29 protein-coding genes are annotated in these 26,689 nt (G+C 29.6%); 22 read left to right on the top strand and 7 right to left on the bottom strand.

Annotated features, from left to right (window positions below; translation table 11 throughout):
- Positions 1-17 precede the first annotated feature (17 nt).
- Positions 18-1,358, top strand: a complete 1,341-nt coding sequence (glnA, locus tag NSU06_RS07205; RefSeq protein WP_017174642.1) for a type I glutamate--ammonia ligase — start codon at positions 18-20, stop codon at positions 1,356-1,358.
- A gap of 388 nt (positions 1,359-1,746) precedes the next feature.
- On the opposite strand, the gene NSU06_RS07200 is transcribed toward glnA, so the two are convergent.
- Positions 1,747-2,772, bottom strand: a complete 1,026-nt coding sequence (locus tag NSU06_RS07200; protein WP_048681125.1) for a threonine aldolase family protein — start codon at positions 2,770-2,772, stop codon at positions 1,747-1,749.
- Positions 2,773-2,996: 224 nt separating this feature from the next.
- On the opposite strand from NSU06_RS07200, the gene NSU06_RS07195 reads away from it, so the two are divergent.
- The 6 genes from NSU06_RS07195 (at position 2,997) to NSU06_RS07170 (ending at position 8,147) form a co-directional block, all read left to right on the top strand.
- On the top strand, positions 2,997-3,191 hold the full coding sequence (locus NSU06_RS07195) for a hypothetical protein (protein ID WP_017174645.1): 195 nt from the start codon (positions 2,997-2,999) through the stop codon (positions 3,189-3,191).
- 32 nt (positions 3,192-3,223) lie between these two features.
- Positions 3,224-4,705: a cardiolipin synthase gene (gene cls / locus NSU06_RS07190; protein ID WP_019835596.1), complete on the top strand. Its 1,482-nt coding sequence runs from the start codon at positions 3,224-3,226 to the stop codon at positions 4,703-4,705.
- Positions 4,706-4,847: 142 nt separating this feature from the next.
- Complete coding sequence (locus tag NSU06_RS07185; RefSeq protein ID WP_049379236.1) at positions 4,848-5,726, top strand: ABC transporter ATP-binding protein; 879 nt, start codon at positions 4,848-4,850, stop codon at positions 5,724-5,726.
- Positions 5,719-6,453 carry an ABC transporter permease gene (locus tag NSU06_RS07180; RefSeq protein WP_145424087.1) on the top strand — a complete coding sequence of 245 codons (735 nt, stop codon included), beginning with the start codon at positions 5,719-5,721 and terminating at the stop codon, positions 6,451-6,453. Before NSU06_RS07185 ends, NSU06_RS07180 begins: the two co-directional genes overlap by 8 nt.
- Positions 6,454-7,548, top strand: a complete 1,095-nt coding sequence (locus NSU06_RS07175) for a sensor histidine kinase (RefSeq protein ID WP_070436723.1) — start codon at positions 6,454-6,456, stop codon at positions 7,546-7,548. It begins immediately after the preceding gene.
- Positions 7,545-8,147 (top strand): response regulator transcription factor, encoded by a 603-nt coding sequence (locus NSU06_RS07170; protein ID WP_017174650.1) that lies wholly within the window; start codon positions 7,545-7,547, stop codon positions 8,145-8,147. Before NSU06_RS07175 ends, NSU06_RS07170 begins: the two co-directional genes overlap by 4 nt.
- A gap of 105 nt (positions 8,148-8,252) precedes the next feature.
- Here NSU06_RS07170 and NSU06_RS07165 read toward each other — a convergent pair whose 3' ends face one another.
- Positions 8,253-8,444, bottom strand: coding sequence for a hypothetical protein (locus NSU06_RS07165; RefSeq protein WP_017174651.1), 192 nt, complete (start codon positions 8,442-8,444; stop codon positions 8,253-8,255).
- A 168-nt stretch (positions 8,445-8,612) separates the two neighbouring features.
- Between NSU06_RS07165 and nucI the strand changes: the two genes are divergently transcribed.
- Positions 8,613-9,158 carry a thermonuclease NucI gene (gene nucI, locus NSU06_RS07160; RefSeq protein WP_061544293.1) on the top strand — a complete coding sequence of 182 codons (546 nt, stop codon included), beginning with the start codon at positions 8,613-8,615 and terminating at the stop codon, positions 9,156-9,158.
- 51 nt (positions 9,159-9,209) lie between these two features.
- Here nucI and NSU06_RS07155 read toward each other — a convergent pair whose 3' ends face one another.
- Positions 9,210-10,067, bottom strand: a complete 858-nt coding sequence (locus tag NSU06_RS07155; protein WP_049382340.1) for a hypothetical protein — start codon at positions 10,065-10,067, stop codon at positions 9,210-9,212.
- A 318-nt stretch (positions 10,068-10,385) separates the two neighbouring features.
- Here NSU06_RS07155 and NSU06_RS07150 point away from each other — a divergent pair, with 318 nt between their 5' ends.
- Entirely contained in the window at positions 10,386-10,967 is a 582-nt protein-coding gene (locus NSU06_RS07150) for a hypothetical protein (protein WP_049382341.1), read from the top strand.
- Between the two features lie 50 nt (positions 10,968-11,017).
- On the opposite strand, the gene NSU06_RS07145 is transcribed toward NSU06_RS07150, so the two are convergent.
- A complete protein-coding gene (locus NSU06_RS07145; protein ID WP_019835493.1) occupies positions 11,018-12,397 on the bottom strand; it encodes an aspartate kinase in 1,380 nt (459 codons plus the stop codon).
- A gap of 199 nt (positions 12,398-12,596) precedes the next feature.
- On the opposite strand from NSU06_RS07145, the gene NSU06_RS07140 reads away from it, so the two are divergent.
- From NSU06_RS07140 to NSU06_RS07125, 4 genes are read left to right on the top strand one after another with little or no spacing between them, the layout of a single operon-like run.
- Positions 12,597-13,874 carry a homoserine dehydrogenase gene (locus NSU06_RS07140; protein ID WP_017174656.1) on the top strand — a complete coding sequence of 426 codons (1,278 nt, stop codon included), beginning with the start codon at positions 12,597-12,599 and terminating at the stop codon, positions 13,872-13,874.
- 5 nt (positions 13,875-13,879) lie between these two features.
- Positions 13,880-14,941, top strand: coding sequence for a threonine synthase (gene thrC / locus NSU06_RS07135; RefSeq protein ID WP_017174657.1), 1,062 nt, complete (start codon positions 13,880-13,882; stop codon positions 14,939-14,941).
- Position 14,942: 1 nt separating this feature from the next.
- The gene (thrB, locus tag NSU06_RS07130) at positions 14,943-15,860 is read left to right on the top strand and encodes a homoserine kinase (protein ID WP_017174658.1); all 918 of its coding nucleotides are present in this window, start codon (positions 14,943-14,945) and stop codon (positions 15,858-15,860) included.
- Between the two features lie 50 nt (positions 15,861-15,910).
- The gene (locus NSU06_RS07125) at positions 15,911-16,714 is read left to right on the top strand and encodes a Cof-type HAD-IIB family hydrolase (protein ID WP_017174659.1); all 804 of its coding nucleotides are present in this window, start codon (positions 15,911-15,913) and stop codon (positions 16,712-16,714) included.
- A gap of 83 nt (positions 16,715-16,797) precedes the next feature.
- Here the strand turns inward: NSU06_RS07125 and NSU06_RS07120 are convergent, their stop codons facing one another.
- Together NSU06_RS07120 and NSU06_RS07115 are read right to left on the bottom strand one after the other, a co-directional pair.
- A complete protein-coding gene (locus tag NSU06_RS07120; protein WP_017174660.1) occupies positions 16,798-17,112 on the bottom strand; it encodes a hypothetical protein in 315 nt (104 codons plus the stop codon).
- Positions 17,113-17,248: 136 nt separating this feature from the next.
- Entirely contained in the window at positions 17,249-18,697 is a 1,449-nt protein-coding gene (locus tag NSU06_RS07115; RefSeq protein WP_019835492.1) for an amino acid permease, read from the bottom strand.
- A 249-nt stretch (positions 18,698-18,946) separates the two neighbouring features.
- Between NSU06_RS07115 and rpmG the strand changes: the two genes are divergently transcribed.
- The 4 genes from rpmG (at position 18,947) to NSU06_RS07095 (ending at position 21,749) form a co-directional block, all read left to right on the top strand.
- Positions 18,947-19,096: a 50S ribosomal protein L33 gene (gene rpmG / locus NSU06_RS07110; RefSeq protein ID WP_001265708.1), complete on the top strand. Its 150-nt coding sequence runs from the start codon at positions 18,947-18,949 to the stop codon at positions 19,094-19,096.
- 171 nt (positions 19,097-19,267) lie between these two features.
- Positions 19,268-19,537: a 30S ribosomal protein S14 gene (rpsN, locus tag NSU06_RS07105; protein WP_002449108.1), complete on the top strand. Its 270-nt coding sequence runs from the start codon at positions 19,268-19,270 to the stop codon at positions 19,535-19,537.
- 194 nt (positions 19,538-19,731) lie between these two features.
- Positions 19,732-20,709 (top strand): GMP reductase, encoded by a 978-nt coding sequence (gene guaC, locus NSU06_RS07100; protein WP_017174662.1) that lies wholly within the window; start codon positions 19,732-19,734, stop codon positions 20,707-20,709.
- A gap of 14 nt (positions 20,710-20,723) precedes the next feature.
- A complete protein-coding gene (locus tag NSU06_RS07095; RefSeq protein ID WP_019835491.1) occupies positions 20,724-21,749 on the top strand; it encodes a CAP domain-containing protein in 1,026 nt (341 codons plus the stop codon).
- Positions 21,750-21,954: 205 nt separating this feature from the next.
- Here the strand turns inward: NSU06_RS07095 and lexA are convergent, their stop codons facing one another.
- A complete protein-coding gene (gene lexA, locus NSU06_RS07090; protein ID WP_002449099.1) occupies positions 21,955-22,575 on the bottom strand; it encodes a transcriptional repressor LexA in 621 nt (206 codons plus the stop codon).
- Positions 22,576-22,718: 143 nt separating this feature from the next.
- On the opposite strand from lexA, the gene sosA reads away from it, so the two are divergent.
- The 5 genes from sosA to NSU06_RS07065 all read left to right on the top strand — a co-directional run bounded on the left by sosA (position 22,719) and on the right by NSU06_RS07065 (position 26,541).
- The gene (gene sosA, locus NSU06_RS07085) at positions 22,719-22,952 is read left to right on the top strand and encodes a DNA damage-induced cell division inhibitor SosA (RefSeq protein ID WP_017174664.1); all 234 of its coding nucleotides are present in this window, start codon (positions 22,719-22,721) and stop codon (positions 22,950-22,952) included.
- A gap of 185 nt (positions 22,953-23,137) precedes the next feature.
- Positions 23,138-23,377 (top strand): DUF896 domain-containing protein, encoded by a 240-nt coding sequence (locus NSU06_RS07080; protein ID WP_017174665.1) that lies wholly within the window; start codon positions 23,138-23,140, stop codon positions 23,375-23,377.
- Between the two features lie 101 nt (positions 23,378-23,478).
- The gene (gene tkt / locus NSU06_RS07075) at positions 23,479-25,467 is read left to right on the top strand and encodes a transketolase (RefSeq protein WP_017174666.1); all 1,989 of its coding nucleotides are present in this window, start codon (positions 23,479-23,481) and stop codon (positions 25,465-25,467) included.
- A 231-nt stretch (positions 25,468-25,698) separates the two neighbouring features.
- Positions 25,699-25,941 (top strand): YneF family protein, encoded by a 243-nt coding sequence (locus NSU06_RS07070; RefSeq protein WP_048762473.1) that lies wholly within the window; start codon positions 25,699-25,701, stop codon positions 25,939-25,941.
- A 132-nt stretch (positions 25,942-26,073) separates the two neighbouring features.
- A complete protein-coding gene (locus tag NSU06_RS07065; protein WP_002449105.1) occupies positions 26,074-26,541 on the top strand; it encodes a CcdC family protein in 468 nt (155 codons plus the stop codon).
- Positions 26,542-26,689 lie beyond the last annotated feature (148 nt).

Genomic DNA, 26,689 nt, shown 5'->3' with positions numbered 1-26,689 from the left:
CTTGGAGGATGTCTACCATGCCAAAACATACTTTTACAAAAGAGGATATTCGCAAATTTGCAAAAGAGGAAAACGTAAGATATTTAAGATTACAATTCACTGATATCTTAGGTACAATTAAAAATGTTGAAGTTCCAGTAAGCCAATTAGAAAAAGTGTTAGATAATGAAATGATGTTTGACGGATCTTCAATCGAAGGTTTCGTACGTATTGAAGAATCAGATATGTATTTATACCCAGATTTAGATACTTGGGTTATCTTCCCTTGGACAGCAGGTCAAGGCAAAGTAGCACGTTTAATTTGTGATGTTTATACAACTGATGGTGAACCATTTGCTGGGGACCCACGTACGAACTTAAAACGTATATTAAAAGAAATGGAAGACTTAGGTTATACAGATTTCAACTTAGGGCCTGAACCAGAATTCTTCTTATTCAAATTGGATGAAAAAGGTGAACCAACATTAGAATTAAATGATAATGGCGGTTACTTCGACTTAGCACCAACTGACTTAGGTGAAAATTGTCGTCGTGACATCGTCCTTGAATTAGAAGATATGGGCTTTGATATCGAAGCAAGTCATCATGAAGTAGCACCAGGTCAACACGAAATTGACTTCAAATATGCAGATGCAATTTCAGCATGTGACAACATTCAAACATTTAAATTAGTTGTTAAAACAATTGCACGTAAACATAATTTACATGCGACATTTATGCCAAAACCATTATTTGGTGTAAATGGAAGTGGTATGCACTTCAACGTATCTTTATTCAAAGGTAAAGAAAATGCATTCTTTGATCCAAACGGCAAAGATCAATTAACTGAAGATGCTTATCACTTTACTGCAGGTATCTTAAATAATGCACGTGGATTTACGGCAGTATGTAACCCATTAGTCAATTCATATAAGCGTTTAGTACCTGGTTACGAAGCACCATGTTACATTGCTTGGAGTGGTAAAAACCGTTCTCCATTAGTACGTGTACCTACTTCAAGAGGTCTATCAACTCGTATTGAAGTACGTTCAGTTGACCCTGCTGCTAACCCATATATGGCTTTAGCTGCGATCTTACAAGCTGGTTTAGACGGTATTAAAAACAAAACTAAAGTACCAGAACCAGTAAACCAAAATATCTATGAAATGAATCGTGAAGAACGTGAAGCAGTAGGTATTCAAGATTTACCATCTACACTTTACACTGCATTAAAAGCAATGCGTGAAAACGATACAGTTAAAAAAGCATTAGGCAATCACATCTATAATCAATTTATTAATTCTAAATCTATCGAATGGGACTATTACAGAACTCAAGTTTCTGAATGGGAACGCGATCAATATATGAAACAATACTAATCGCTAAGCAAAAAGGGGAAAGACTTAGGGACATAAGGAGTTAAGGCATTTGCCTTAGCTTCTTTTTTATTTGAAAATAATCTATTTTTACTTGACCACTTTCTTCAAAAGTAGTGAATTGGTCAAGTTTTGGTCAAGTTTTGGTCAAGTAAGTTAAAAAAAAACAGTCTTTATATACTTCTTAAAATTTTCTAGTTTAATTATAGATTGTTTAGCTTTTTTTGTTTTTTCATGTTCGTCTACCACTAAATATTTTTTCATAATATATAGCTCCTATTTTTATTAAATATATCAATAAAACCTATATGAATTATAAAAATATTATGTAAACATAAAAATATAGACCCGAAGTATGTCACCTTAAGGTCTATATTAAATAAGTTTATAATTAAATTAATTCTAAAAGTTTGTCAACATTTTCCTCAGTTGTGGCCCAACTTGTTGCGAATCTAACAACGCGATGTGTATCATCGTATTTTTCCCAAATTGCAAATTTCACTTTACTCTGAAGATCTTTAATCTTATCATCATTTAATACGAAAAACTGTTGATTAGTAGGAGAATCAAAATATACTTTATATCCTTTATTGATAAATCCTTGCTTCATTTTATTCGCCATATTAATAGCATGTCGACTAATATCAAAATACAAGTTATTAGTAAATAATTCTAAAAATTGAATACCAACTAAACGCCCCTTAGCTAGTAGGGCACCATGCTGTTTAATACGTGTAGTGAAGTGTTTAGGTTCATTATTGTTTGTAAATACAATCGCTTCACCACATAGTGCACCAATCTTTGTACCACCAATATAAAAAATATCACAGTAATTAGCAATATCTTCAATTGTGACATCTGTTTCATTACTCATCAAACCATAACCTAATCGGGCGCCATCCATAAATAATGGAATATGATGTTCCTTACAGACTTCTGATAAATTTTTGAGTTCTTCTTTACTATAAAGCGTTCCATATTCAGTAGGATGAGAAATATACACCATACCAGGAAATACCATATGTTCACGTTTGAAATCATTATAAAAAGTTTCAAGATAGGTATTTACTTCTTTAGGTGAAATCTTACCTTCATGAGATGGTACTGCTAATACTTTATGACCACTAAATTCTATAGCGCCCCCTTCATGTACTGCCACATGACCTGTATCTGCTGAAATAACCCCTTCATATGGCTCTAATACAGTATTAATAACAACTTGATTTGTTTGTGTACCACCAATTAAAAAGCGAACAGTGGCTTCAGGACATTGAATCGTTTTTCGAATTTGATCAGCGGCTTGTTTTGAAAATTGGTCATCCCCATAACCCGAAGCTTGAATATAATTTGTATCAATAAAACGTTGTAAAACTTTTGGATGTGCACCTTCTAGGTAGTCATTTTCAAAAGATATCATCGAATTCCTCCCTAACTTCCTTATGCTTATTCTAAACTGATTATTCTGAAAATTTGAATAGAATGTATTTAGTATACACTACCTTTTTAGTAATGTGAATTTAAGAGAATAAAAATAAATATGTAAACGCTTTTAAAAGACGTCCTATTATCATTGCAATTTAGTTGATAAACACATGTAAAAAGACTATGATTTAAACAAATATATGAAATGGAGTGTTATAAATGAGTAAAGTAAAATTTAAAAGAATTCAAGAACAAACAATTGAAGAATTGGAAAATGAAATTAATCAATATTTAGCAAGTGAAGAAGGTCGTCGCTATGAATTATTAAATGTTTCAATTGATAAAATTGAAGAACGCCAATTTCCTAACAATGAAGAAATATTAAGTGCCTTTTTAATATTAGCCGATAAATAAAAGTTGAATTTGAGAAGTAGGAGTTTAGAATTATGATAAGTCTTTTTGGCCCTAAAATTGGCACAATATTGAATATAATTTTAGTGCTTGGATTTTTAGGCAATTTAGTGTTGGCTTTTATTTTAATTTTTTTAGAGCGTAACAGACGTAGTGCATCTTCAACATGGGCCTGGATATTTGTATTATTTGTATTACCAGTGCTTGGATTTATTCTTTATCTATTTTTCGGTAGAACTGTTTCAAAAAGAAAAATGGAGAAAAATAATGGTAAAGAGCTAGATGTTTATAAAGATTTGATTGATGAACAAGCTCATAAAATTGATCATTACAACTATCATACAGAAAATAAGCAGCTACAAAATCATCAAGATATGGCAAGAATGCTATTAAAGAAACAAGATGCTTTTATTACTGAAGACAATAAAATTGATTTATTTATTGATGGTCATGAATTATATGACAAAGTACTCGAAGATATTTATAATGCGAAAGATTACATACATTTAGAGTACTTTGGATTTGAAATCGATGGTCTAGGAAAACGAATTATCGATGCCCTAGAAACAAAGTTAAAAGAAGGTTTAGAAGTTAAATTACTTTACGATGATGTGGGTTCAAAAAATTTAAAACGTCACAAATTTAAACATTTTGAATCATTAGGTGGAGAGGTAGGAGCATTTTTTGCATCTAAACTACCAATTATTAACTTTAGAATGAATAATCGTAACCATCGTAAGATTATTGTTATTGATGGTCAAATCGGGTATATTGGTGGATTTAATGTAGGTGACGATTATTTAGGTTTAGGTAAACTAGGATACTGGAGAGATACGCATTTAAGAGTACAAGGTGATGTTGTAAATGCACTTCAAATTAGGTTTATTCTTGATTGGAACTCTCAAGCACATCGTCCACAATTTGAATATGATGATAAGTATTTTCCTAAAAAGAAAGTACAGGATGGTCATTCAGCCATTCAAATTGGTTCAAGTGGACCTGCATATGAATTACACCAAATTGAGTTTGGATATACCAAAATGATTATGAGTGCGAAAAAATCTATTTATATTCAAACACCTTACTTTATACCAGATCGATCTTACATTAATGCATTGAAAATGGCAGCAAATACTGGTGTTGATGTTAACATAATGATTCCATGTAAACCGGATCATCCATTTGTCTACTGGTCTACATTTTCAAATGTTGCTGAATTGCTTGAATATGGAGTAAAAGTGTATACGTATCAAAATGGATTTATACATTCTAAAATGTTAATGATTGATGATGAAGTCAGTAGTGTAGGTTCATCTAATATGGACTACAGAAGCTTTGTATTGAACTTTGAAGTTAATGCATTCGTATATGATGAACAATTAGCTAAGAAGTTAAAAGAGGCGTATAAAGAAGATATAAAAAAATCTAAACAACTTACACTTGAGAAATATAAAAAACGACCATTATCAATTAAATTCAAAGAAGATATTGCCAAATTATTATCACCAATCTTGTAAAAATAATAAAACCGACAAAGCATTGTGCTTTGTCGGTTTTATTAATGTGACAAATGTCATTTGAAAATAGTGACATTTTTATCTGAAATTATAACTTGTTTGTTGATAAATTATTTATATTAACAAAAGGAAGTGATGAATTATGATTCAAATTCGACATTTATCCAAAAAATATAATGGAAAAACAGTATTGAAAAATATATCACTAAATATAGAAAAGGGTATGAGTACTGCATTAATAGGAAAAAATGGAGCCGGAAAATCAACTTTAATTAATATTTTAATTAATCATTTGAAAGCAGAAACGGGAGAAATTATAGATATAGATCATTTATTAAATTTAAATCATATTGGTGTATTATTTCAAAAAACGTCTTTTCCTAGATTAATAAAAGTAAAAGAATTATATAAATTATTTTGTCAACTATACAAGGATGCAATTTCGATAGATGAATTTAAAAAAATTACAAAATTGAATGATAGCCAATTGAATCTGTATGCAAATCACTTATCTGGTGGACAACAACGAATATTAGATTTTGGGTTATGTTTAATAGGAAAACCAAAGCTTCTCATTTTAGATGAACCTACTGCAGCTATGGATGTTGAAATGCGAGAACATTTCTGGACAATGATAGGGAAATTAAAAAAAGAAAATGTATCTATTTTTTATACTTCTCATTATATTGAAGAAGTAGAACGAATGGCAGATAAAGTTATATTTCTTGATCAAGGCATTATTAAGTTAAATGATTCACCTAGAAATATATTAACCAACCAACAATATTCAATAATTAAAGTACCAAATACAGTAGACAATAATTTACAGAATTTAACAAATTATTTTGATGTAAAAATTGAAGATACTATTTTAAAAATTAAAACATCTGATGTTAAGAAAGTAATATATTATTTGGAAAAATTAAATATAAATTTAAATGACATGACTATTGAAAAGCAAACATTGTTAGAAACAATTTTATTTGCTGATGTAAAAGGGGGAGGGACTAAAAATGAATAATATCGCTTTATTAAAAACAGAATTTAAAATTATTTTTCGAAAGAAACTAACAACATTCTTATCAATCATATTACCGGTAGGTTTTTATTTATTATTTACTTCTTTACTAGACTTACCAGAAGAAGCGAAACAGCAGTTCTATAAAGAATATATGTATAGTATGACAGTATTTAGCTTGATGAGTTTTTGTTTAATGCAATTTCCTATAGAGATTATTGAAGAAAGAAACATAGGTTGGTTTAAACGATTAATGGTAACGCCTTTATCTAGTAAAACCTATTTTACTACTAAAATGATAAAAACAATATTGTTATTTTTATTGGCTATTATTTTGATTTTTACTGTTGCTCATCTATATAAACACGTAAATATGAGTATACAACAATGGTTGTTTTCAGGTGTTTCATTATGGGTAGGTGCAAGTTTATTTTTAACCTTAGGATTAGTAATCGCTCAATTTAATGAGACTCAAAAGGCAAGTAGTATAGCCAATATAGTTAATATGGTATTAGCGATATTAGGAGGATTGTGGTTTCCAGTTCAAACATTCCCAATTTGGTTACAAAAAATTTCGAAAATTACTCCAACATATCATTTGAAAAATTTTGCATTAGAGTTAGCTAAAAATCAAGGTTTAAATATTACTTCATTATTTATTTTAATTGTATATAGTATACTATTTTTAATTATTACAGTGTGGATCAATCACAGAAAAGAAGTGAGTTAGATGAAAAAAAGAAAATGGAACGTTAGATTAGGAGAGCTATCAACACTTATATATTTGTTATTTCCAATTATAAGTATCTTTAATGAAAAACGAGGTTCTCAAACTGTATATTTAATTGTTTTAGCTATTTTTATTGTGTCATATCTTATGTTAGTAATATATTATTATCGATTTAACAATAACGTAATATATAGCCTATTAGTGGTTCATTATGTAGGAATTATATATTTTGTTTATGCAATTAATCCAATGAATAGCTTATTCTTTTTCTTTAGCGCATTTGCATTACCTTTTATGTTTGAAGTAACAATTAAGTCAAAAGAATTTATCACATTTATAATTGCAATATTTTTATGTCTTATAATTACAAGTATTTATCAAATACAATATATAACTGTATTAGTTATCTTTTATTTAGTTATTTTAATTATTACTTTAGGAAATTTTAAAACTAAAAAAGATGAAGCATTAAAAAAAGAAATAGAAGAGAAAAATAAGTATATTAATACATTAATTGCAGAACAAGAACGTCAACGTATAGGGCAAGATTTACATGATACACTAGGTCATGTATTTGTAAGTCTTAGTTTAAAATCAGAATTGGCATATAAGTTGATTGATAAAGATCAAGAAAAAGCTAAAAATGAAATATTGGCGATTAATCAGATATCTAAAGATACCTTAATTAAGGTAAGAAATATTATTGAAAATTTAAAATCTCAAAGTTTTGAAGAGGAAGTTCAATCCATAAAAAATGTTTTAAAAGATGCAAACATTCAATTTGAATTAAAAAATATAAGAAAGGTAAATGTTTTAACTCCAACAAAGCAATCGATACTATCAATGATTTTGAGAGAAGCAATCAATAATGTCATTAAACATGCAAAGGCTAGTAAGATTTATTGTGAAATGATACAAGAAGATAATAATCTATACCTAATTATTCAAGATAATGGAAAAGGTTGTAACACCACTGAAGACTTTAAATTAAAAAGTATAGAAAATAGAGTTCAACTTCTTAAAGGAAAATTAGAAATTAAATCTAAAAATGGTATGCATATACGTATTATGATACCAAGAGAGGATATTAAATGATTAGCATTATAATAGCTGAAGATCAATATATGTTGAGAAAAGCGATGGTTCAACTGATTGAATTTAACGAGCAAATGAAAGTAGTTAATGATTGTAATAATGGGGGTGACGCATTTGAGTTTATTGAAAAATATCATCCAGATATTGCAATTTTAGATATCGAAATGCCAGGGCTAACAGGTTTAGAAGTATTATCTAAAATAAGAGAATTTAAAATTGATACTAAAGTAATAATTGTAACTACATTTAAAAGACCAGGTTATTTTGAAAAAGCTGTGGCAAATGAAGTAGATGCTTATGTATTAAAAGAACGTTCCGTAGAAGATTTAATACAAACTATTAAACATGTCATGAATGGTGAAAAGGAATATAGTACTTCATTAATGACTACTTTATTCAAAGAATCTAATCCCTTAACACATAAAGAACAAGTGGTATTACGTGAAATTGGAGATAATTTAAGTAGTAAAGAAATTGCAGAAAAACTTTATCTTTCAGATGGGACAGTGAGAAATTATACGTCTAATATAATTGATAAATTAAATGCAGAGAATCGATTTAATGCTTGGAAGAAAGCAAAGGAAAAAGGCTGGATATAAAAAGTAAGAAAAATATTTAAGGAATGTATAAAAAAGACTGAATTGAATAATATTTAATGTTTTCAATTCAATCTTTTATTGAGAGTGACATTGTATGATACTCCCTTATTTACCTTTTCGTTTACGTATAATACTTTGAATAATATAAACAATAAATCCAACTAAAATGCCTAACAATACTGCTATAACAACCGAAACAATAATAGGCAGTTTATAAACGATTTGTAAAATAACGCCAACGATAATAGCAATTACGACAGCAATCATCGTGACTAAATTTTCATTACGTTCGCTCATGTATTTCACTCCTAACATGTATAATTATATCATGTTGAATATCAATTAATCATTTTTTGAAAATAAATTCAATATAGGTAGACTTTTTAGGTCGAAAGTATTGATTGATTATTAAATACATATTATATATTATATTTGAGTATTAAAAATATAATATAGGAGGCACCTATGAATTCAAAGAAAAATTTAACAATAATTGTTCTTGCTATCATTGTTATTGGCGTATTAGCATTTCAATTTTTAAATCATACAGGGCCATTTAAAGACGATAGTCAACATTCTTCATCTAATTCAACACAGATAGAACTTAAAGGAAAAGAAAAAGTCCACGTTGATCGGGTTGTAGATGGAGACACATTTGTGGCTAAGAAATCAAATGGTGAGCAAATTAAGGTACGTTTAATTGGTGTTGATACACCAGAAACGGTTAAACCTAACACATCAGTTCAACCTTATGGAAAAGAAGCTTCTAATTACAGCAAACAACATTTAAATAATAAAGATGTGTATTTAGAATATGATAAGGAAAAAGAAGACCGTTATGGTCGTACATTAGCCTATGTATGGTTAGATGAAAAAACAATGTATAACGAAGAATTAGTTAAAAAAGGATTAGCTCGTGAAAAATACTTCTCACCTAATGGTAAATATAGAAGTACATTTGAAAAAGATGAACAGCAAGCTAAAAAAGATAAAGTGAATCTTTGGAGTTAAAAAATGAGTATGGGAGAACATTCTTGACGAATGTTCTCCCATACTCATTTTTTAGTTATGAAAGTTTTCAACAATAGTATTAACTTGAGTTTCAGATAGAGGGTGTTTAGATAATTCAATAGCATTATTAATAACAGATTCTAAAGAAGATTTAGTGGATACTGTATCAATATATTTTTCTCTTTCTTCAGCACCTTCAATTATATTAACACTACCATCACTAAAATAAATGACACCAATACTTTGAACTTTATGATTAAAATATTTTTCAATGCCATCTTTTAAGATTTTTGCGTTAATAGCGGCTTGTTCATAAGGGTCATGTTGATAAAACTCATAGATAACTCGATTGTTTTGAATTTTTTCAATAAAAGTATATATTTCATTACGATTTGAATCAAATTGACTATGATATTGTTTACTAATATAATGCCCTACAATTTGTTCTACACTTTGATTATCACCCTCTAAGTGATCAGAAGTAGGTAAATCAAAATGATAAAATGTTTTTTGTTTCCAACTTTTAACGTCAATATTAATAAGACCTACGTCAGACACAACTATATAGTCAAATGTTCTTGCATACTCAAACAGTGGATGTTTAGTAGCTAAATTACTAGTCGTAATAATATTATAATATTTTAATTTTCCTGAAGCTTTAAAACGGTCTAAGATATCTTGTAATTCACGTTTAGCATTACGTTTGGAATGAGGACTAATCTCGTTATTAGAACTTAATATTTTATTTTTAAGTTCTAAATTTTCTTTACTGAGTAAAGAATTTTTAGAGACCATTTGATTTTTAGCGTAAACTTCAGTATCTATTCTATCTTGCATGTATCTTTGATTGAGTACAAATGCAAGTATAAGAATAACAATAATAATAATTAGAATAATCGTATGTGTCATAAGCTCACCTCCTGTTTAATATTTGTAAATTAGAAGATTAATGATTAAATTAATTTTCTATAGAAATCAATAATTAATTATAAACAAAATATATTTATTGTTCAATAAACAAAAAATGATAATTTAAGTTGAAAAAGAATATAATAACAGGATATAATTTATTCATTATTATAAATATAAAATTGTGTAAAATTATATATCATACCCTAAAGAAGAGTTAGAAGATTTACAAATTTTTCACAAATTAAAAATTGAAAACATTAAATTGTGTCTGTATAATTAACTTATGAAAGCGTTTCCTTTAAGGAGGACAGTTGTATGTCTCATTACCAAAATCATGTAGAAGAACTAGTTGGAATATTAAAAAATCAATGCCGTACAGCATTCAAATTTCACGGTGAAGTTGCTATTCAACTATTTTTAAATGAACTTTTTGAATTACCTTCGAAAGTCGATATTTGTGTAGAAAGAAAACGAATAGTAGAGGTTTTAAAAGTTATTCCTTCAAGTTATACATTTAAATATTATGATACGTCCAATCATAACATGGATAAAGATAATTTAGATATTCCATCTATTTCTCATATAAACGTTGTTAATAATGATAAAGTTATTTTAAGTATTTTTATTTATGATGTTATAAATGAGGAATGGATATTTAGACTAAACAGTAATATCCGATTACCTAAAAATAATATTTATTTTCATTCATTAACCTGGGATGTCGATTATATCAAACCTGAAATCGTATTAATGTATGATTTACTAGATTATCAACAAAACAATTCAGAAGCCAATTATAAGTCAGTTTTAGATGCTCTAAGCTATTATCAATTTGTGATTTTAAAAATGGTAGTGGGAGAGCATAAAATTAAAAAAGCACTTACACAAAAAGTTTAATATAAAAAATCTGAGACAAAATAGATGTCTCAGATTTTTTTATGTAATTGTTATTTAGGACATAAATTTTTTAAGCATACACCATGATAGCAATACTCATAAGTTGATAACACAGCTTTATCTGCATTTTCTCTTGAAATACCAAACATCATAGAAATTTCAGAAGCACCCTGATTAATCATTTTTAGGTTGATATTTGATTCTGCTAGAGCATGTGTGATTTTGTTAGCAGTTCCGACAGATTGAGTCATTCCTTCACCGACAATCATTAAGATGGCAAGGTCATGGTCAATGCTTAATTCATCAATATCACATTTTTTTCTAATCGCACTTAATACTTCATTCTCTTTATTTTTAATTTGATTAGAACGCATTATAATACTAATATTATCAATACCTGATGGCATATGATCGAAAGAGATATGATAGTTTTCTAATATTTCTAAAATTCTTCTTGTAAAACCTATTTGTCTATTCATTAAGTATTTCTTAATATTTATAACTGTGAAATCTTTATCGCAACTAATGCCAATAATTTGATTTTTATCTGTGACTTCACGATCATGGCGAATAAAGGTTCCTTTGTCCTCTGGATGATTTGTGTTTTTTATGACTACGGGTATTCTATGTTTATATAAAGGCTGTAATGCTTCATCGTGAAATACACTAAAGCCGGCATATGATAACTCACGCATTTCTCTATATGTAATTTCTTCAATAAGTTCAGGATTTTCAATTACATTTGGATTTGCCTTAAAAATACCAGAGACATCTGTAAAATTCTCATATAATGATGCTTTAATACCACGCGCTATGATTGCACCTGTGATATCCGAACCGCCTCTCGGAAATGTAACAACATAGTTATGTTTAGAAACACCAAAGAAACCTGGGATAATAATTTTTCCTTCAATTTCTCTTAATTTATAAATTTTATCATAAGCGTCTTCTAAAATTTGTGCTTGTTGTGGTAAGTCAGTTACTAAGATACCAGCATCTTTTGGTGAGAGATATGTTGTTTTAATGCCTTGTGAATCGTTGTATTTAGCGATAAGTTGAGCATTAAAATTCTCACCACATGATAACAATGCATCGTATAAACGATCATGCTTATCGTTTAATTGTTTAATGATTGTTTCAAGTGTTTCATCTATTGTTTCTAAGAGTGTAGACTCCATATGTAATTCTTCTAAAATATCTGCATAACGTTGAATAATCTCTCTTTTTTTATCTTGATAATCCAATTGATTGATTACTTTTTCATATAAACGAATAAGTAAGTCAGTCGTTTTAACATCATTCTTATGTCTTTTACCAGGTGCAGATACAATAATAATTTTTCTGTCTGGGTCATCATTGACAATATTTAGGACTTTTTTAATTTGTGTTGCATTTGAAACTGAACTTCCACCAAACTTAGCAACTTTCATAAAATTTACCAACCTTTCTAAAAAATCAGAAAATTCTATTTAATTTCCTGATACTACATGATAATATATATCTACATATTCACTTTTTCTTTTAAAAGTCCTATTCAATTAATTTGATTTAATAGTATAATAAATTTAAGTGTTTTTCAATAAAACAATTGTACTTCTCAATAATACAAATGGGAGGAAGATAAAAATTATGAAGGAATTAAACGTCGCGTTACTAGGGTTAGGAACAGTAGGCTCAGGTGTAGTAAAAATTATTGAAGAAAATCGACAACAAATTAAAGATACTCTAAATAAAGATATTGTTATTAAACATATTTTAGTAAGAGATACCACTAAAAAAAGACCTATTAATATTAGTCAATATCATTTAACAGAAGACATTAATGAAATTTTAAACGATGATGATATTGATATCGTTATAGAAGTAATGGGAGGAATTGAACCAACTGTTGATTGGTTAAGAGAATCTTTAAAAAGAAAAAAACATGTCATTACAGCAAACAAAGATCTACTTGCTGTGCATTTAGAATTACTAGAGAATCTAGCAGAACAACAAGGCGTAGCCTTAAAATTTGAAGCAAGTGTTGCAGGTGGTATTCCCATTGTTAACGCGATTAATAATGGGTTAAATGCTAATAATATCTCTAAATTTATGGGAATTTTAAATGGTACGTCAAATTTTATTCTTTCAAAAATGACGAGAGAACAAACTTCATTTGAAGATGCACTTGCTGAAGCACAAAGATTAGGATTTGCTGAAGCAGATCCTACTGATGATGTAGAAGGTATTGATGCAGCTAGAAAAGTAGTGATTACGTCTTATTTATCATTTAACCAAGTAATTAAGTTAAATGATGTGAAAGTAAAAGGTATCAGTAAAACAACATTATCTGATATTAATGTAGCTGACAAATTAGGTTATAAGATTAAATTGATTGGTAAAAGTACATATCATCATAGAGAAGTTAATGCATCCGTTGAACCAACCTTAATACATAAATCACATCAGCTTGCAGCAGTAGAAAATGAATACAATGCAATTTACGTTATTGGAGATGCTGTAGGGGATACAATGTTTTATGGTAAAGGAGCAGGTAGCTTAGCTACTGGTAGTGCAGTAGTGAGTGATTTATTAAATGTAGCACTCTTCTTTGAATCAAATTTACATACACTTCCACCTCATTTCGAATTAAAAACAAATAAAACTCGAGAATTAATGGATAATGGTGACGCAATTGCTATTGGAGAAAAATTAAATTACTATGTTGTCATTCATAGTGATGAATCAATTGATAAACTTAAAGATCAACTTAAATCAGATTTACCATTCCACAAATCACTTCAAATAGAACAACGTGATTCTAGTTCTTATGGAGTTGTGGTTATCGGATTAGACCAATCACCTGAATCACTACTTAGTAAAGCAAATTACAACATTGAAAAAATTTATCCAGTTGAAGGAGTTTAATAATTATGAAAAGATGGCAAGGTTTAGTAGAAGAATTTAAAGATTATTTACCGGTGAATGAAGATACACCTAAACTTACTTTAAATGAAGGACATACACCACTGATTCACTGTGCTAATATATCAGAAATGCTAGATATTGATTTATATGTTAAATATGAGGGTGCTAATCCAACTGGTTCTTTTAAAGATAGAGGAATGGTAATGGCTGTAACAAAAGCGAAAGAACAAGGTAAAAAAGTGGTGATTTGTGCTTCAACAGGAAACACTTCTGCCTCAGCAGCAGCTTATGCTGCACGTGCAGGTTTAAAAGCAATTGTAGTGATTCCCGAAGGAAAGATTGCTTTAGGTAAACTTTCGCAAGCGGTCATGTATGGTGCAGAAATTGTCTCAATTGAAGGTAACTTCGATGAAGCATTAGAAATCGTTAAAGAGATTGCACAAAATGATGATGATATTGAATTAGTAAATTCTGTTAATCCATTTAGAATAGAAGGACAAAAAACAGGTGCATTTGAAATTGTCGAACAATTAGAAGAAGCTCCAGATGTTCTAGCAATCCCAGTAGGAAACGCAGGAAACATTACTGCTTATTGGAAAGGCTTTAAAGAGTATCATGAGAAAAAAGGAAGTCAACTTCCTCAATTATTTGGTTTCCAAGCAGAAGGAGCCTCACCAATTGTTCAAAATAAAGTCATTAAAAATCCTGAAACAATCGCTACAGCAATCCGTATCGGTAATCCAGCAAGTTGGAAAAAAGCAACTGTTGCGTTAGAAGAATCAAATGGCCTCATTGATAGTGTGACTGATGATGAAATTTTAGAAGCATATCAATTAATGACATCTAAAGAAGGTGTATTTAGTGAACCAGCAAGTAATGCTTCAATTGCTGGTTTAATCAAATTACAACGTGCTGGAAAATTGCCGAAAGGTAAAAAAGTAGTAGCAATATTAACTGGTAATGGACTAAAAGATCCAGACACTGCTATCTCAATTTTAGATAATCCAATTCAACCGCTTCCAAACAATAAAGAAAGTATTATCAATTATATTAAAGGAACACTTTAATATGAAGCCATCACTTCACCTGAAAATACCTGCATCAACTGCTAACTTAGGAGTAGGATTTGATTCTATTGGTATGGCAATTAATAAATATTTATACCTATATGTTGAGGAAGCGGAAGGCAGTAACTGGGAATTTAAATATTTAAATGAAGAGTTAGACTCATTACCGAAAGATAAAAGTAATTATGTCTATAAAGTTGCACAACAAGTAGCTGAAAAATATAATGTAACTTTACCTAATTTAAAAGTGTCGATGAGAAGTGAAATTCCATTAGCAAGAGGGTTAGGATCATCTGCATCCGCTTTAGTTGGAGCATTATATATCGCTAACTACTTCGGTAATATTCAATTATCTAAGTATGAATTACTACAACTAGCTACTGAAATAGAAGGGCACCCTGATAATGTAGCACCTACAATTTATGGTGGATTACTCGCAGGATATTATAATCCTGAAACCAAAGAGACAAATGTGGCACATATTGATATACCTGATGTAGATGTAATTCTTACTATCCCAACATATGAACTCAAAACAGAAGACTCACGTAGGGTACTTCCAGATAATTATTCTCATGAGAAGGCAGTTCAAAATAGTGCGATTAGCAATACAATGATTTGTGCATTAATTCAACATAATTATGACCTTGCCGGAAAAATGATGACACAAGATGGTTTTCATGAACCTTATCGTCAACACTTGATTCCTGAATTTGAAAAAGTAAAAGTACTATCCCAAAAATATGATGCTTATGCTACAGTGATTAGTGGAGCAGGTCCAACGATATTGACATTGAGTCGTAAAGAAAAAAGTGGAGAACTTGTTAGAACATTAAAATCAGAAATAACAACTTGCGATTCTGAACATGCAACAATTAATAATGTAGGTGTTATTGAAGAAGTTGTGTATCCTTCATAAAATTATTGTAAAATAGATAAGAGCAAAAATGAAAGGAGAGCAACTAAGAAATGAGTAACTATAAAATGATTGTTATGGATATGGATGACACTTTAATGACAAGTGATAATGTAGTTAGTCCTGAAACCAAAGACTATTTAATTCAACTACAAGAAGAAGGATATAAAATTGTTTTAGCTTCTGGAAGACCAACTGAAGGAATGATTCCAGTAGCTAAAGAATTAAAGTTAGATCATTATCAAAGCTATATCATTAGTTATAATGGCGGTAAAACAATTAACGCTAAAACAGAAGAAATTGAAGTAAGTAAAAGTGTAACTAAAGATCATTTTGATAAAATTACAGACTATTGTCGTAAAAAAGGCTTTTTAACATTAACGTATCAAGACGGACAAATTATCTTTGATACAGAACATGAATATCGTAAAATTGAATCAGAATTAACTGGTCTACCTATGAAACAAGTGGATGATATTAAAGCATATATTCAGTCTGATGTACCTAAAACAATGGGCGTTGATTATGAAGAAAATATTTCAAAAGCACGTAACGAATTAAATGGAACATTTAATTCTGATATTGATGTGACGACGAGCAAACCTTTCTTCCTGGAATTCATGGCTAAAGATGTTTCTAAAGGTAATGCAATTAAAGCTTTATGCGAAAAGTTAAATATTTCATTATCAGAAGTGATTTGTTTTGGAGATAGCCTCAATGACCAATCAATGTTTAAAGTTGTAGGATATGCTGTAGCAATGGGAAATGCGAGTGAAGAATTAAAAAAAATTGCAGATAAAGTTACATTAGATAATGATTCTAATGGTATACCAGTAGCGCTTAAAGAATTGCTATAAAACATTTATATAAATTAAAAAGGAAGCGGAATGAATTCGTATTGAATCATGTTTCGCTTCCTCTTTTTTATTATCATAACTAATTATTTAGCAGTATGTGTCCAGTCATGTTTACCTTTATTTCTTTTTACATGAGCATATACTTGATCAGCTGCATAATCTAAATTTGTATATACTGTTATTGTATATGCAGATTGGTTAACGTGAAATGGCTCATCTCGAAATACATCTTTTAAGTGTGTAAATAAGTTTTCCATTTGATCATGAGTTAGACTAGGATACTCACGCAATGTACGTTTCAGTAATTGTCCATTTCTTTCTTCTAAAGATTGTACGACAATAACAAAACGTTCATCACTCTTTATTACGTCATCAAATAAATTTGTTTGACCTACCATACTCAATCACCTCTAAGTCGTTATCGTTATACTCATTATACAAAATAAACGACTATTAGAAAATATACATATTGTGTTTAGGAATAAAAACGGGAGTAGAATTGTATTTAATTCTACTCCTAAATAAACGATGATATTAATCATGATAATGATGGGTTGTAAGATCCATGTGATCTAATTTTACAAATTTAGTTTTACGAATCAATTTATGCACGATAAAGATAATTGCTAAGACAATTAAAGGCATGATATTAACAAAAAAATCGCCTATATTACCATTAAATAAATCACCGATAGAATTACCAAGGTATAAGAAAATTAATGTAGCAAACACAATGATAGGGCCTAGAGGGAAAAGTGGTGATTTGTAAGGCAATAATGTGTTAATATCTTTGCCTTGACGTTTAATCCCTCTACGTAAACGTATTTGAGCCCATGCACTTATTGCCCATACAATAATTACTAAAGAGCCAATGATATTTAACAAGCTAAATACTGCATTAGCATAGAAATTAGCTAGAATAATAATTGCTACTACTAAAATGTAAGTAGTGACTATTGAACGCATCGGTAATTTCGTTTTATTATTTAATTTACTTAAAAACTTTGGTGCTTGCTTTTCATCACTCAAAGAGAAAAGCATTCTACTTGTTGTATACATTCCAGAATTCGCTGCAGATAGTAACGATGTAAGAATGACAGCATTAATAATTGATGCTGCAAATGCTATACCGATTCGATCGAAAACTATAGTAAATGGACTTTGAGATACCGATTGATTTTTATTTAATAATAAAGGATCAGTATAAGGAATAATAGCTGCAATGACGACAATAGATAAAACATAAAACAATAAAATTCTCCAAAATACTTGCTTAACAGCCCTTGGCATAGTTTTTTCAGGATTATCAGATTCACCTGCAGTGACAGCTACAACTTCCGTACCACCCACAGAAAATCCTGCTACAAGTAATACTGCTAAGAAACCAGATAAACCACCTACAAAAGGTGCTTCACCTTTGGTATAATTCTCGAATCCATATGTATGTCCACCAAGAATACCAAAAATCATTAATATACCAACAACAATAAATACAATAATTGTGATTACTTTAATTAATGATAACCAAAACTCTGTTTCGCCAAATGCTTTAACAGTAAAGATATTTAATAGGAATATAATCGTTATAAAAATTAAACTCCATACCAGAGGACTGAAAATTTTAAATACATCCCAATAAAATAAAACATTAGAAGCTACCATTACATCAACGCTTGATACTAAAGACCATAGAATGTAATACAACCATCCCATTGTAAAACCGATAGACGGATCAATGAAACGGGTAGCATATGAACTAAACGAACCAGATACAGGATAAAATGTAGCAAGTTCTCCAATAGACGACATTAAAAAATAAAGCATGATTCCTATCAATAAATAAGCTAAGATAGCTCCTCCAGGTCCTGCCTGAGAAACGACACTACCTGTAGCAACAAAAAGTCCAGTACCTATTGCGCCTCCGATAGCAATCATAGATATGTGTCTTGACTTAAGACCGCGTTTCATATTGTTATCTTCCATATAATATCTCCTAAATTAAAATTTAAAATATACAAATCATTTTAATCGTTTTAGGTCAAGTATTCAATAACTTTTGAACAATTTGTTTTAAAAATTTTAAATTTTCTGATTTTTTAAAACGATTAGTTTTTGGTACGTAGAAGGAAACTGATTAAATTAAAAGAAACTTATTGCGTAAAAATAAAGGATATGATAGAATTTTAAATCGTAAGAATTCCTAATTATATATAACAAGAAAGGATGTTATTGATGCGCGTTAATGTAACTTTAGCTTGCACTGAATGTGGCGATCGTAATTATATTACAACAAAAAATAAACGTAATAACCCTGAGCGTATTGAAATGAAAAAATATTGCCCAAGATTAAATAAATACACGCTACACCGTGAAACTAAATAATTCCTTATCTTTTAAATACGACAAAAAGATAAACTATTATAGACTCATACATGTTTAAGATGAATAACATGTGTGAGTCTTTTAATTTTAAAATAATTGTCTTTGTAATTTTTTAAAAGTATGTTAAGATATAAAACGTAATTATTACGATTTGTAAAAAGGAGATATTATATGGCTAAAAAATCTAAAATAGCTAAAGAATTAAAAAGAGAAAAATTAGTAAATCAATATTATGAATTACGTAAAGAACTGAAAGAAAAAGGAGATTATAAAGCATTAAAAAAATTGCCAAGAGATTCATCTCCAACTCGTTTAACAAGAAGATGCAAAGTTACAGGACGCCCAAGAGGTGTAATGAGAAAATTTGAAATGTCTAGAATTGCATTTCGAGAACATGCTCATAAAGGTCAAATTCCTGGTGTGAAAAAATCTAGTTGGTAACTGAAACTAATACTTTAGTCCATTTACATTGTATTTAAAAAATTGTAAAGTATATAAGGATATAAATAATAAGAGCGAGGAAAAGGTGATTTCTCGCTCTAGATTACGTTATAAATGATTTTTTAAAGCGTCAGATATTTTATTTATGTCTACAGTGTCTTTTTAATTTTTAATGTATAGGGGAAATTTAAAGTATGAAAATTTTTGATTATGAAGATATTCAATTAATTCCAAATAAATGTATTGTTAATAGTAGATCTGAATGTGATACAACTGTACAATTTGGACCTAAAACTTTTAAGTTGCCAGTGGTTCCTGCTAATATGCAAACAGTTATGAATGAATCTTTAGCTGAATGGTTTGCAGAAAATGATTATTTTTATATTATGCATCGTTTTGATGAAGCAGGTCGCATACCTTTTATAAAAAAAATGCAAAATAAAGGACTTTTCGCTTCTATTTCAGTGGGTGTAAAGGAAACTGAATTTGAATTTATAGAAAAATTAAAAACTGAGCATTTAATACCTGAATATATTACAATTGATATCGCCCATGGTCATGCTAATTCGGTTATTAATATGATTAAACATATTAAAAAACATATTCCTCAATCATTTGTTATTGCTGGTAATGTAGGAACGCCTGAGGGAGTAAGAGAATTAGAAAATGCTGGTGCAGATGCTACTAAAGTTGGTATAGGACCAGGACGAGTGTGTATTACTAAAATTAAAACTGGATTTGGTACAGGAGGATGGCAATTAGCTGCATTAAACATTTGTAGTAAAGCTGCACGTAAACCAATTATTGCTGATGGAGGTATTAGAACACATGGTGATATCGCGAAATCTATTCGTTTTGGAGCCACTATGGTTATGATTGGTTCATTATTTGCAGCGCATGAAGAATCTCCTGGCAAAACAGTTGAGTTAGATGGTAAACGTTATAAAGAATATTTTGGTAGTGCTTCCGAATTCCAAAAAGGAGAACATAAGAATGTTGAAGGGAAGAAAATGTTTGTGGAACATAAAGGTTCATTAAAAGATACCTTAGTTGAAATGCAACAAGATCTTCAAAGTTCAATTTCCTATGCTGGCGGCAAAGATTTAAAATCACTAACTACTGTTGACTATGTTATTGTAAGAAACTCAATTTTTAATGGTGATAGAGATTAATATATATTTAGTAGGTGAATGTTATTAAAAAATTCCTTTTATTTACTGCAATATTTCTGTTATTTATCATTATAAAACCCATCGAAGAAAACCAGTTTTTTATTCATTTGCAAAATAATGTAAGAGATAAAGTAGAAGTTTTATTAAATGAAGATACAAGCTATAAAAATAATGTGCTTAAAGTTCCAAAAAAACAAGAATTCGCAGTTAATAATATTCAATTAAATATGTCACAAAAGGAAGTAGAAAATAAGATAGGGCGACCAAAAAGAGTGACTTCAAATGAATATGGTACAAAATGGTACACTTATTATAATGATGATTATCAAAATTTTTTAATGGTAAGTTATATTAATAATAAAGTTAATGCTTTATTTAGTAATCAAAACATTATAACTTCTAAATCTAAAATTAAATATAATACCCCTAAAAAAGTGGTTGAACAACGTCTTGGTAAGCCAGTAGATAAAATTGCAAAAGGACGTAATCGTTTTGTTGTAAAAAATGATGAATATGATGTTTTTTATAAAGATCACATTTATACAACTGCATTTTACGATAAACATAATAAAAATAACTTAACAGGGTTGTTGCAAGTGAGTGAATCGATGGAAAACCGATTACAAAAGCAATATGGTGCACCTTCTACAACGCTAGAAAAAAGCTTTGAATATCAAAACTTTGATTTAGTTAATGCAGAAAGAAAACAACACGGATTAAATACATTGGATTACTCTAAAAAAATATCTAATACTGCAAGAAAACATAGTGAAGATATGGTTAAAAATAATTATTTTGAGCATACTGATTTAAATGGTCATTCACCTTTCGATAGAATGAAACGTGATGGTATACAATTTAATGCTGCTGCTGAAAATTTAGCTTATGGTCAACAAAGTAGTATTTATGCTCACGAAGGACTTATGAATTCTCTAGGACATCGGGAAAATATTTTAAATACACACGTTAATACATTAGGTGTAGGTGTAGATTTTAATAATAAGCGACAACCATTTTGGACAGAAAACTATGCTGGATAATGTTTGATTTATAATATATAGGGGTATGTTCTTTTTGCAAGGAAGTTGATATTATGCCTACAAAGAAAAATAAGAAAAAAGATATACTTGATAAAGTTAAAGAGATTTTAAATAAAAAATAAAACTAGAAGTGCTTAGGCACTTCTAGTTTTTTGTATATTAAACATATATATAAGAGATTTTAACGTAACAAACAAGAGATAAACTACAATTCTCTATAAAGACCAATAACTTTACCGATAACTGTTACATTATCTAAGTAAATAGGACTCATAGCACTATTTTCTGGTTGTAAACGATATCGATTTTTTTCTTTAAAAAAACGTTTTACAGTAGCTTCATCATCTTCAGTCATTGCTACGATAATATCTCCATTTTCAGCAATAGTTTGGCTTCTTACAATTACTTTATCTCCGTCTAAAATACCCGCTTCAATCATACTTTCACCGATAACATTTAAAATAAACACATCACTATTGTGTGTGGATGTTAAATGTTCTGGTAATGGAAAGTATTCTTCTATATTCTCTACTGCTGTAATTGGAACTCCAGCTGTAACTTTACCGATAACAGGAACATAGATAGTTTCTTCTCTAGTCATATCATTATTTTGATCACTCACGATTTCAATTGCTCTAGGTTTAGTAGGATCTCTTCTAATATATCCTTTTTCTTCTAATCTAGATAAATGACCATGCACAGTTGAACTTGAAGCAAGACCAACAGCTTCACCAATCTCTCTTACACTTGGTGGATAACCTTTTATTTGAACAACATGTTTAATATAATCATAAATCTCACTTTGTCTTTTAGTTAACTCTCTCATATATAGGCACTCCCTAAGTTTATTTTAATATAGTATAGCATTTTTTGATTTTTTAAACAAACATTTGTTCGTAATACTATTGACTAGGAACACTCGTTCTGTTAAAGTATTTATACAAACAAATGTTCTAGGAGTGAAAATAAATGCTTAGTAATTATACTAGTAATATCATTAAAAATATAATTGTTCTAGTAGTATCTTGCATCGTTTTTCTGGTGTTTTTTACTAACTTATATCAGAACGCTCATACGGAACACATGTACGAAATTACCGATCATACGATCCCTAAAAAAGCAATTTTAAATGATGATTATAAGAACGATATACCCGATAATACAGAACAAACAGACTATAAAGTGTTCGCCTTAGTTAAATAAATATTTAAGAGATATAGATAAAAAGTTATTACTTCTAAGAAATGGGAATATGAAGTATTATATAAAAATACTTCATTTATTTTAGAAAGAGTTTATGATGCTTAGATTTTTTATCTATGTCTCTTTTTGTTATATTAATTAAGTATTTTATATGTATTAAAGAAAAGAATAGGAAGTGTGATGACATGTCAAATAATAATTTAAATATAGATAGAATTAATGAATTAGCAAAAAAGAAAAAAGAGCAAGGTTTAACAGAAGCTGAAGCAAAAGAGCAATCTAAGTTGCGTAAACAATATTTAGATTCTTTTAGAGAAGGATTTAAACAACAAATTGAAAGTACCAAAGTCATTGATCCAGAAGGTAACGATGTAACGCCGGAAAAACTTAAAAAAATTCAAGAAAGTAAAAAGAATGATCAATAGTTAATAACATTTTAATCATTAACATTATAATCTTATCATTTACTATATTTTTAAGTTATAATATAAAAAAGATGATTAATTCTAGAAGGGAAGTATGTAAGATGTTTAATGAAAAAGACCAATTAGCTATTGATACTATACGTGCATTAAGTATTGATGCAATTGAAGAAGCAAATTCTGGTCATCCTGGTCTGCCTATGGGAGCTGCACCAATGGCCTACACGCTTTGGACTCGCCACTTAAACTTTAATCCACAATCTAAAGACTACTTTAACAGAGATAGATTTATATTATCTGCAGGTCATGGTTCTGCTTTACTATATAGTTTATTACATGTCTCTGGAAGCTTAGAATTAGAAGAATTAAAGCAGTTCAGACAATGGGGTTCTAAAACACCTGGACATCCTGAGTTTCGTCATACAGATGGTGTTGAAGTTACAACAGGTCCATTAGGACAAGGATTTGCTATGTCTGTGGGAATGGCTTTAGCTGAAGCGCATTTAGGTGGTAAATTTAATAAAGATGATATTAACGTTGTAGATCATTATACTTACGTGTTGGCTTCAGATGGAGATTTAATGGAAGGTATTTCTCATGAAGCAGCTTCATTTGCTGGTCATAATCAATTAGATAAACTTATTGTATTATACGATTCAAATGATATTTCACTTGATGGTGAACTTAACAAATCTTTCTCAGAAGATGTAAAACAACGTTTTGAAAGTTATGGATGGAACCATATTTTAGTAAAAGATGGCAACAATTTAGAAGAAATTGATAATGCGATTACTAAAGCTAAACAGCAAAATGGTCCTACGTTAATTGAAGTTAAAACAATTATTGGTTACGGCGCGCCAAACGTTAGCGGTACAAATGGTGTTCACGGAGCGCCACTTGGTACTGATGAAAGAAAACTTACATTTGAAGCATATGGATTAGATCCAGAAAAACGTTTCAATGTTCCAGAAGAAGTATATGAAATCTTCCAAACAACAATGCTAAAACGTGCAAATGAGCATGAAGATGAGTGGAAAGAAAAATTAGAAACATATACAGAAAAATATCCAGAGTTAGCTGAAGAATTTAAATTGGCAATCAGTGGTAAATTACCTGAAAATTATAAAGATGAATTACCAAAATTCAGTAGTGATCATAATGCAGCTACTCGTGCAGATTCTGGAGAAATCATTCAAGCAATTAGTAAATCTGTTCCTTCATTCTTTGGTGGTTCTGCAGATTTAGCAGGATCTAATAAATCAAATGTTAAAGAAGCTACAGATTACAATCCTAATACTCCAGAAGGTAAAAATGTTTGGTTTGGTGTAAGAGAATTTGCTATGGGTGCTGCAGTAAACGGTATGGCAGCACATGGAGGTTTACATCCTTATGGTGCTACATTCTTCGTATTTAGTGATTACTTAAAACCAGCATTACGCTTATCTGCAATTATGGGATTGAATGCAACATTTATCTTTACACATGATTCAATTGCTGTAGGTGAAGATGGTCCAACACACGAACCGATTGAACAGTTAGCAGGTTTAAGAGCTATTCCAAATATGAACGTCATTCGTCCAGCAGACGGTAATGAAACAAGAGTAGCATGGGAAGTTGCATTAGAATCTAAACAAACACCAACATCTCTAGTTTTAACTCGTCAAAATCTTCCTTATTTAGATGTAGATGAAGAAACGGTTGAAGAAGGCGTACGAAAAGGTGCATATGTTGTATTTGAAACTGAAACTAAACCTGAATATCTATTACTAGCAACTGGCTCAGAAGTAAGCTTAGCTATTGAAGTAGCTAAAGATTTAGATAAACAAGGTAAAGGTGTAAGAGTCGTTTCTATGCCAAACTGGTTCGCTTTTGAGCAACAAACAGACGAGTATAAAGAATCAGTTATTCCAAAAGAATTAACTAAACGTGTTGCAATTGAAATGGCTTCACCACTCGGTTGGCATAAATATGTAGGCACTGAAGGTAAAGTAATTGGAATCGATGGTTTTGGTGCAAGTGCACCAGGAGACTTAGTTGTCGAAAAATATGGCTTTACTAAAGAAAATATTTTAAATCAAATTCGCACTTTTTAATATTATGATTTAGTCAACATAGAGAGAGCGGGGAATGAATTCAAAATGAGTTCTTTCCTGCTCTTTTTTATTTTGTGCATAGCACTTTATATGAAGTTATTTATAAATATTAGTATACGTGTTAAACAGTTTGTTAATATAAAAGCGAAGAGGTGTTATTCTAAAACTAACTCTTGAAATCAAGGTAGTTATTTAGTAAAATTCAGTAGGATATAGAAAGTGGGTGAAACAATGGCAACTTGGTTAGCAATTTTATTAATCATTGTAGCACTTATCATCGGACTAATTGGTGGTTTCTTCTTAGCAAGAAAATATATGATGGACTATTTGAAAAAAAACCCACCTATCAATGAAGAAATGTTACGTATGATGATGATGCAAATGGGACAAAAACCGTCTCAAAAGAAAATCAATCAAATGATGACGATGATGAACAAAAACATGGATCAAAACATGAAGAGTTCAAAAAAATAATAGTTATTAAAGGATTGTATGCCATAAGGGTTTACAATCCTTTGTTTTTGTTGTAAAACATTTTTAGTTGAAGTATTTAAGAAGTATAATAGTATTAAACTTTTAGTTATGTGAATATAAGAAGGTGTAAATTTGGCATATTTAGTTTTTTCCATAGTATTTGCATTGTTTATGGGGATTGTTGTCATAGTTATTCGTATGAAAGCACAAAAGTTCCCTGTAAATGAAAAGAAAATTATTTTACCTCCTATCTTTATGTCGACAGGGGCTTTGATGTATGTTATTCCATATTTTAGATTAACTGGGGCTGAAATTTTAGAATCTATCATTTTAGGTGTGATATTTTCATCTGTACTTATCTGGACAAGTCATTTTGAAGTTCAAGGCGCTGAGGTATATATGAAACGATCAAAAGCGTTTCCAATCATTTTAATTTCACTTTTAATTATTAGAACAATCATAAAAATATTTATTAGTAGCTCTATTGATCCAGGAGAAATCGGAGGCATGTTCTTTTTATTGGCATTTAGTATGATTGTTCCTTGGCGTTTAGCTATGTTATATAAATATAAAAATGTTAAAAAATCTTTAGTCTCATAATAGAGATTAATATTATTAGCTTATCTAAAATTAAATAAAATATTATTTTTTGATATTAAATTGAATTGAAGTATAGAGCGAGTATGTGAGTTCATTGAGAATTCAATCTCGCTCTTTTTTAAAATTAAAGTATAATGCTTTAAAAAGT

This window comes from Staphylococcus sp. FSL W8-1270 (genome assembly GCF_038007165.1).
GTDB classification, from domain to species: domain Bacteria; phylum Bacillota; class Bacilli; order Staphylococcales; family Staphylococcaceae; genus Staphylococcus; species Staphylococcus hominis.
This window is presented reverse-complemented; position numbering and strand designations above follow the sequence as displayed.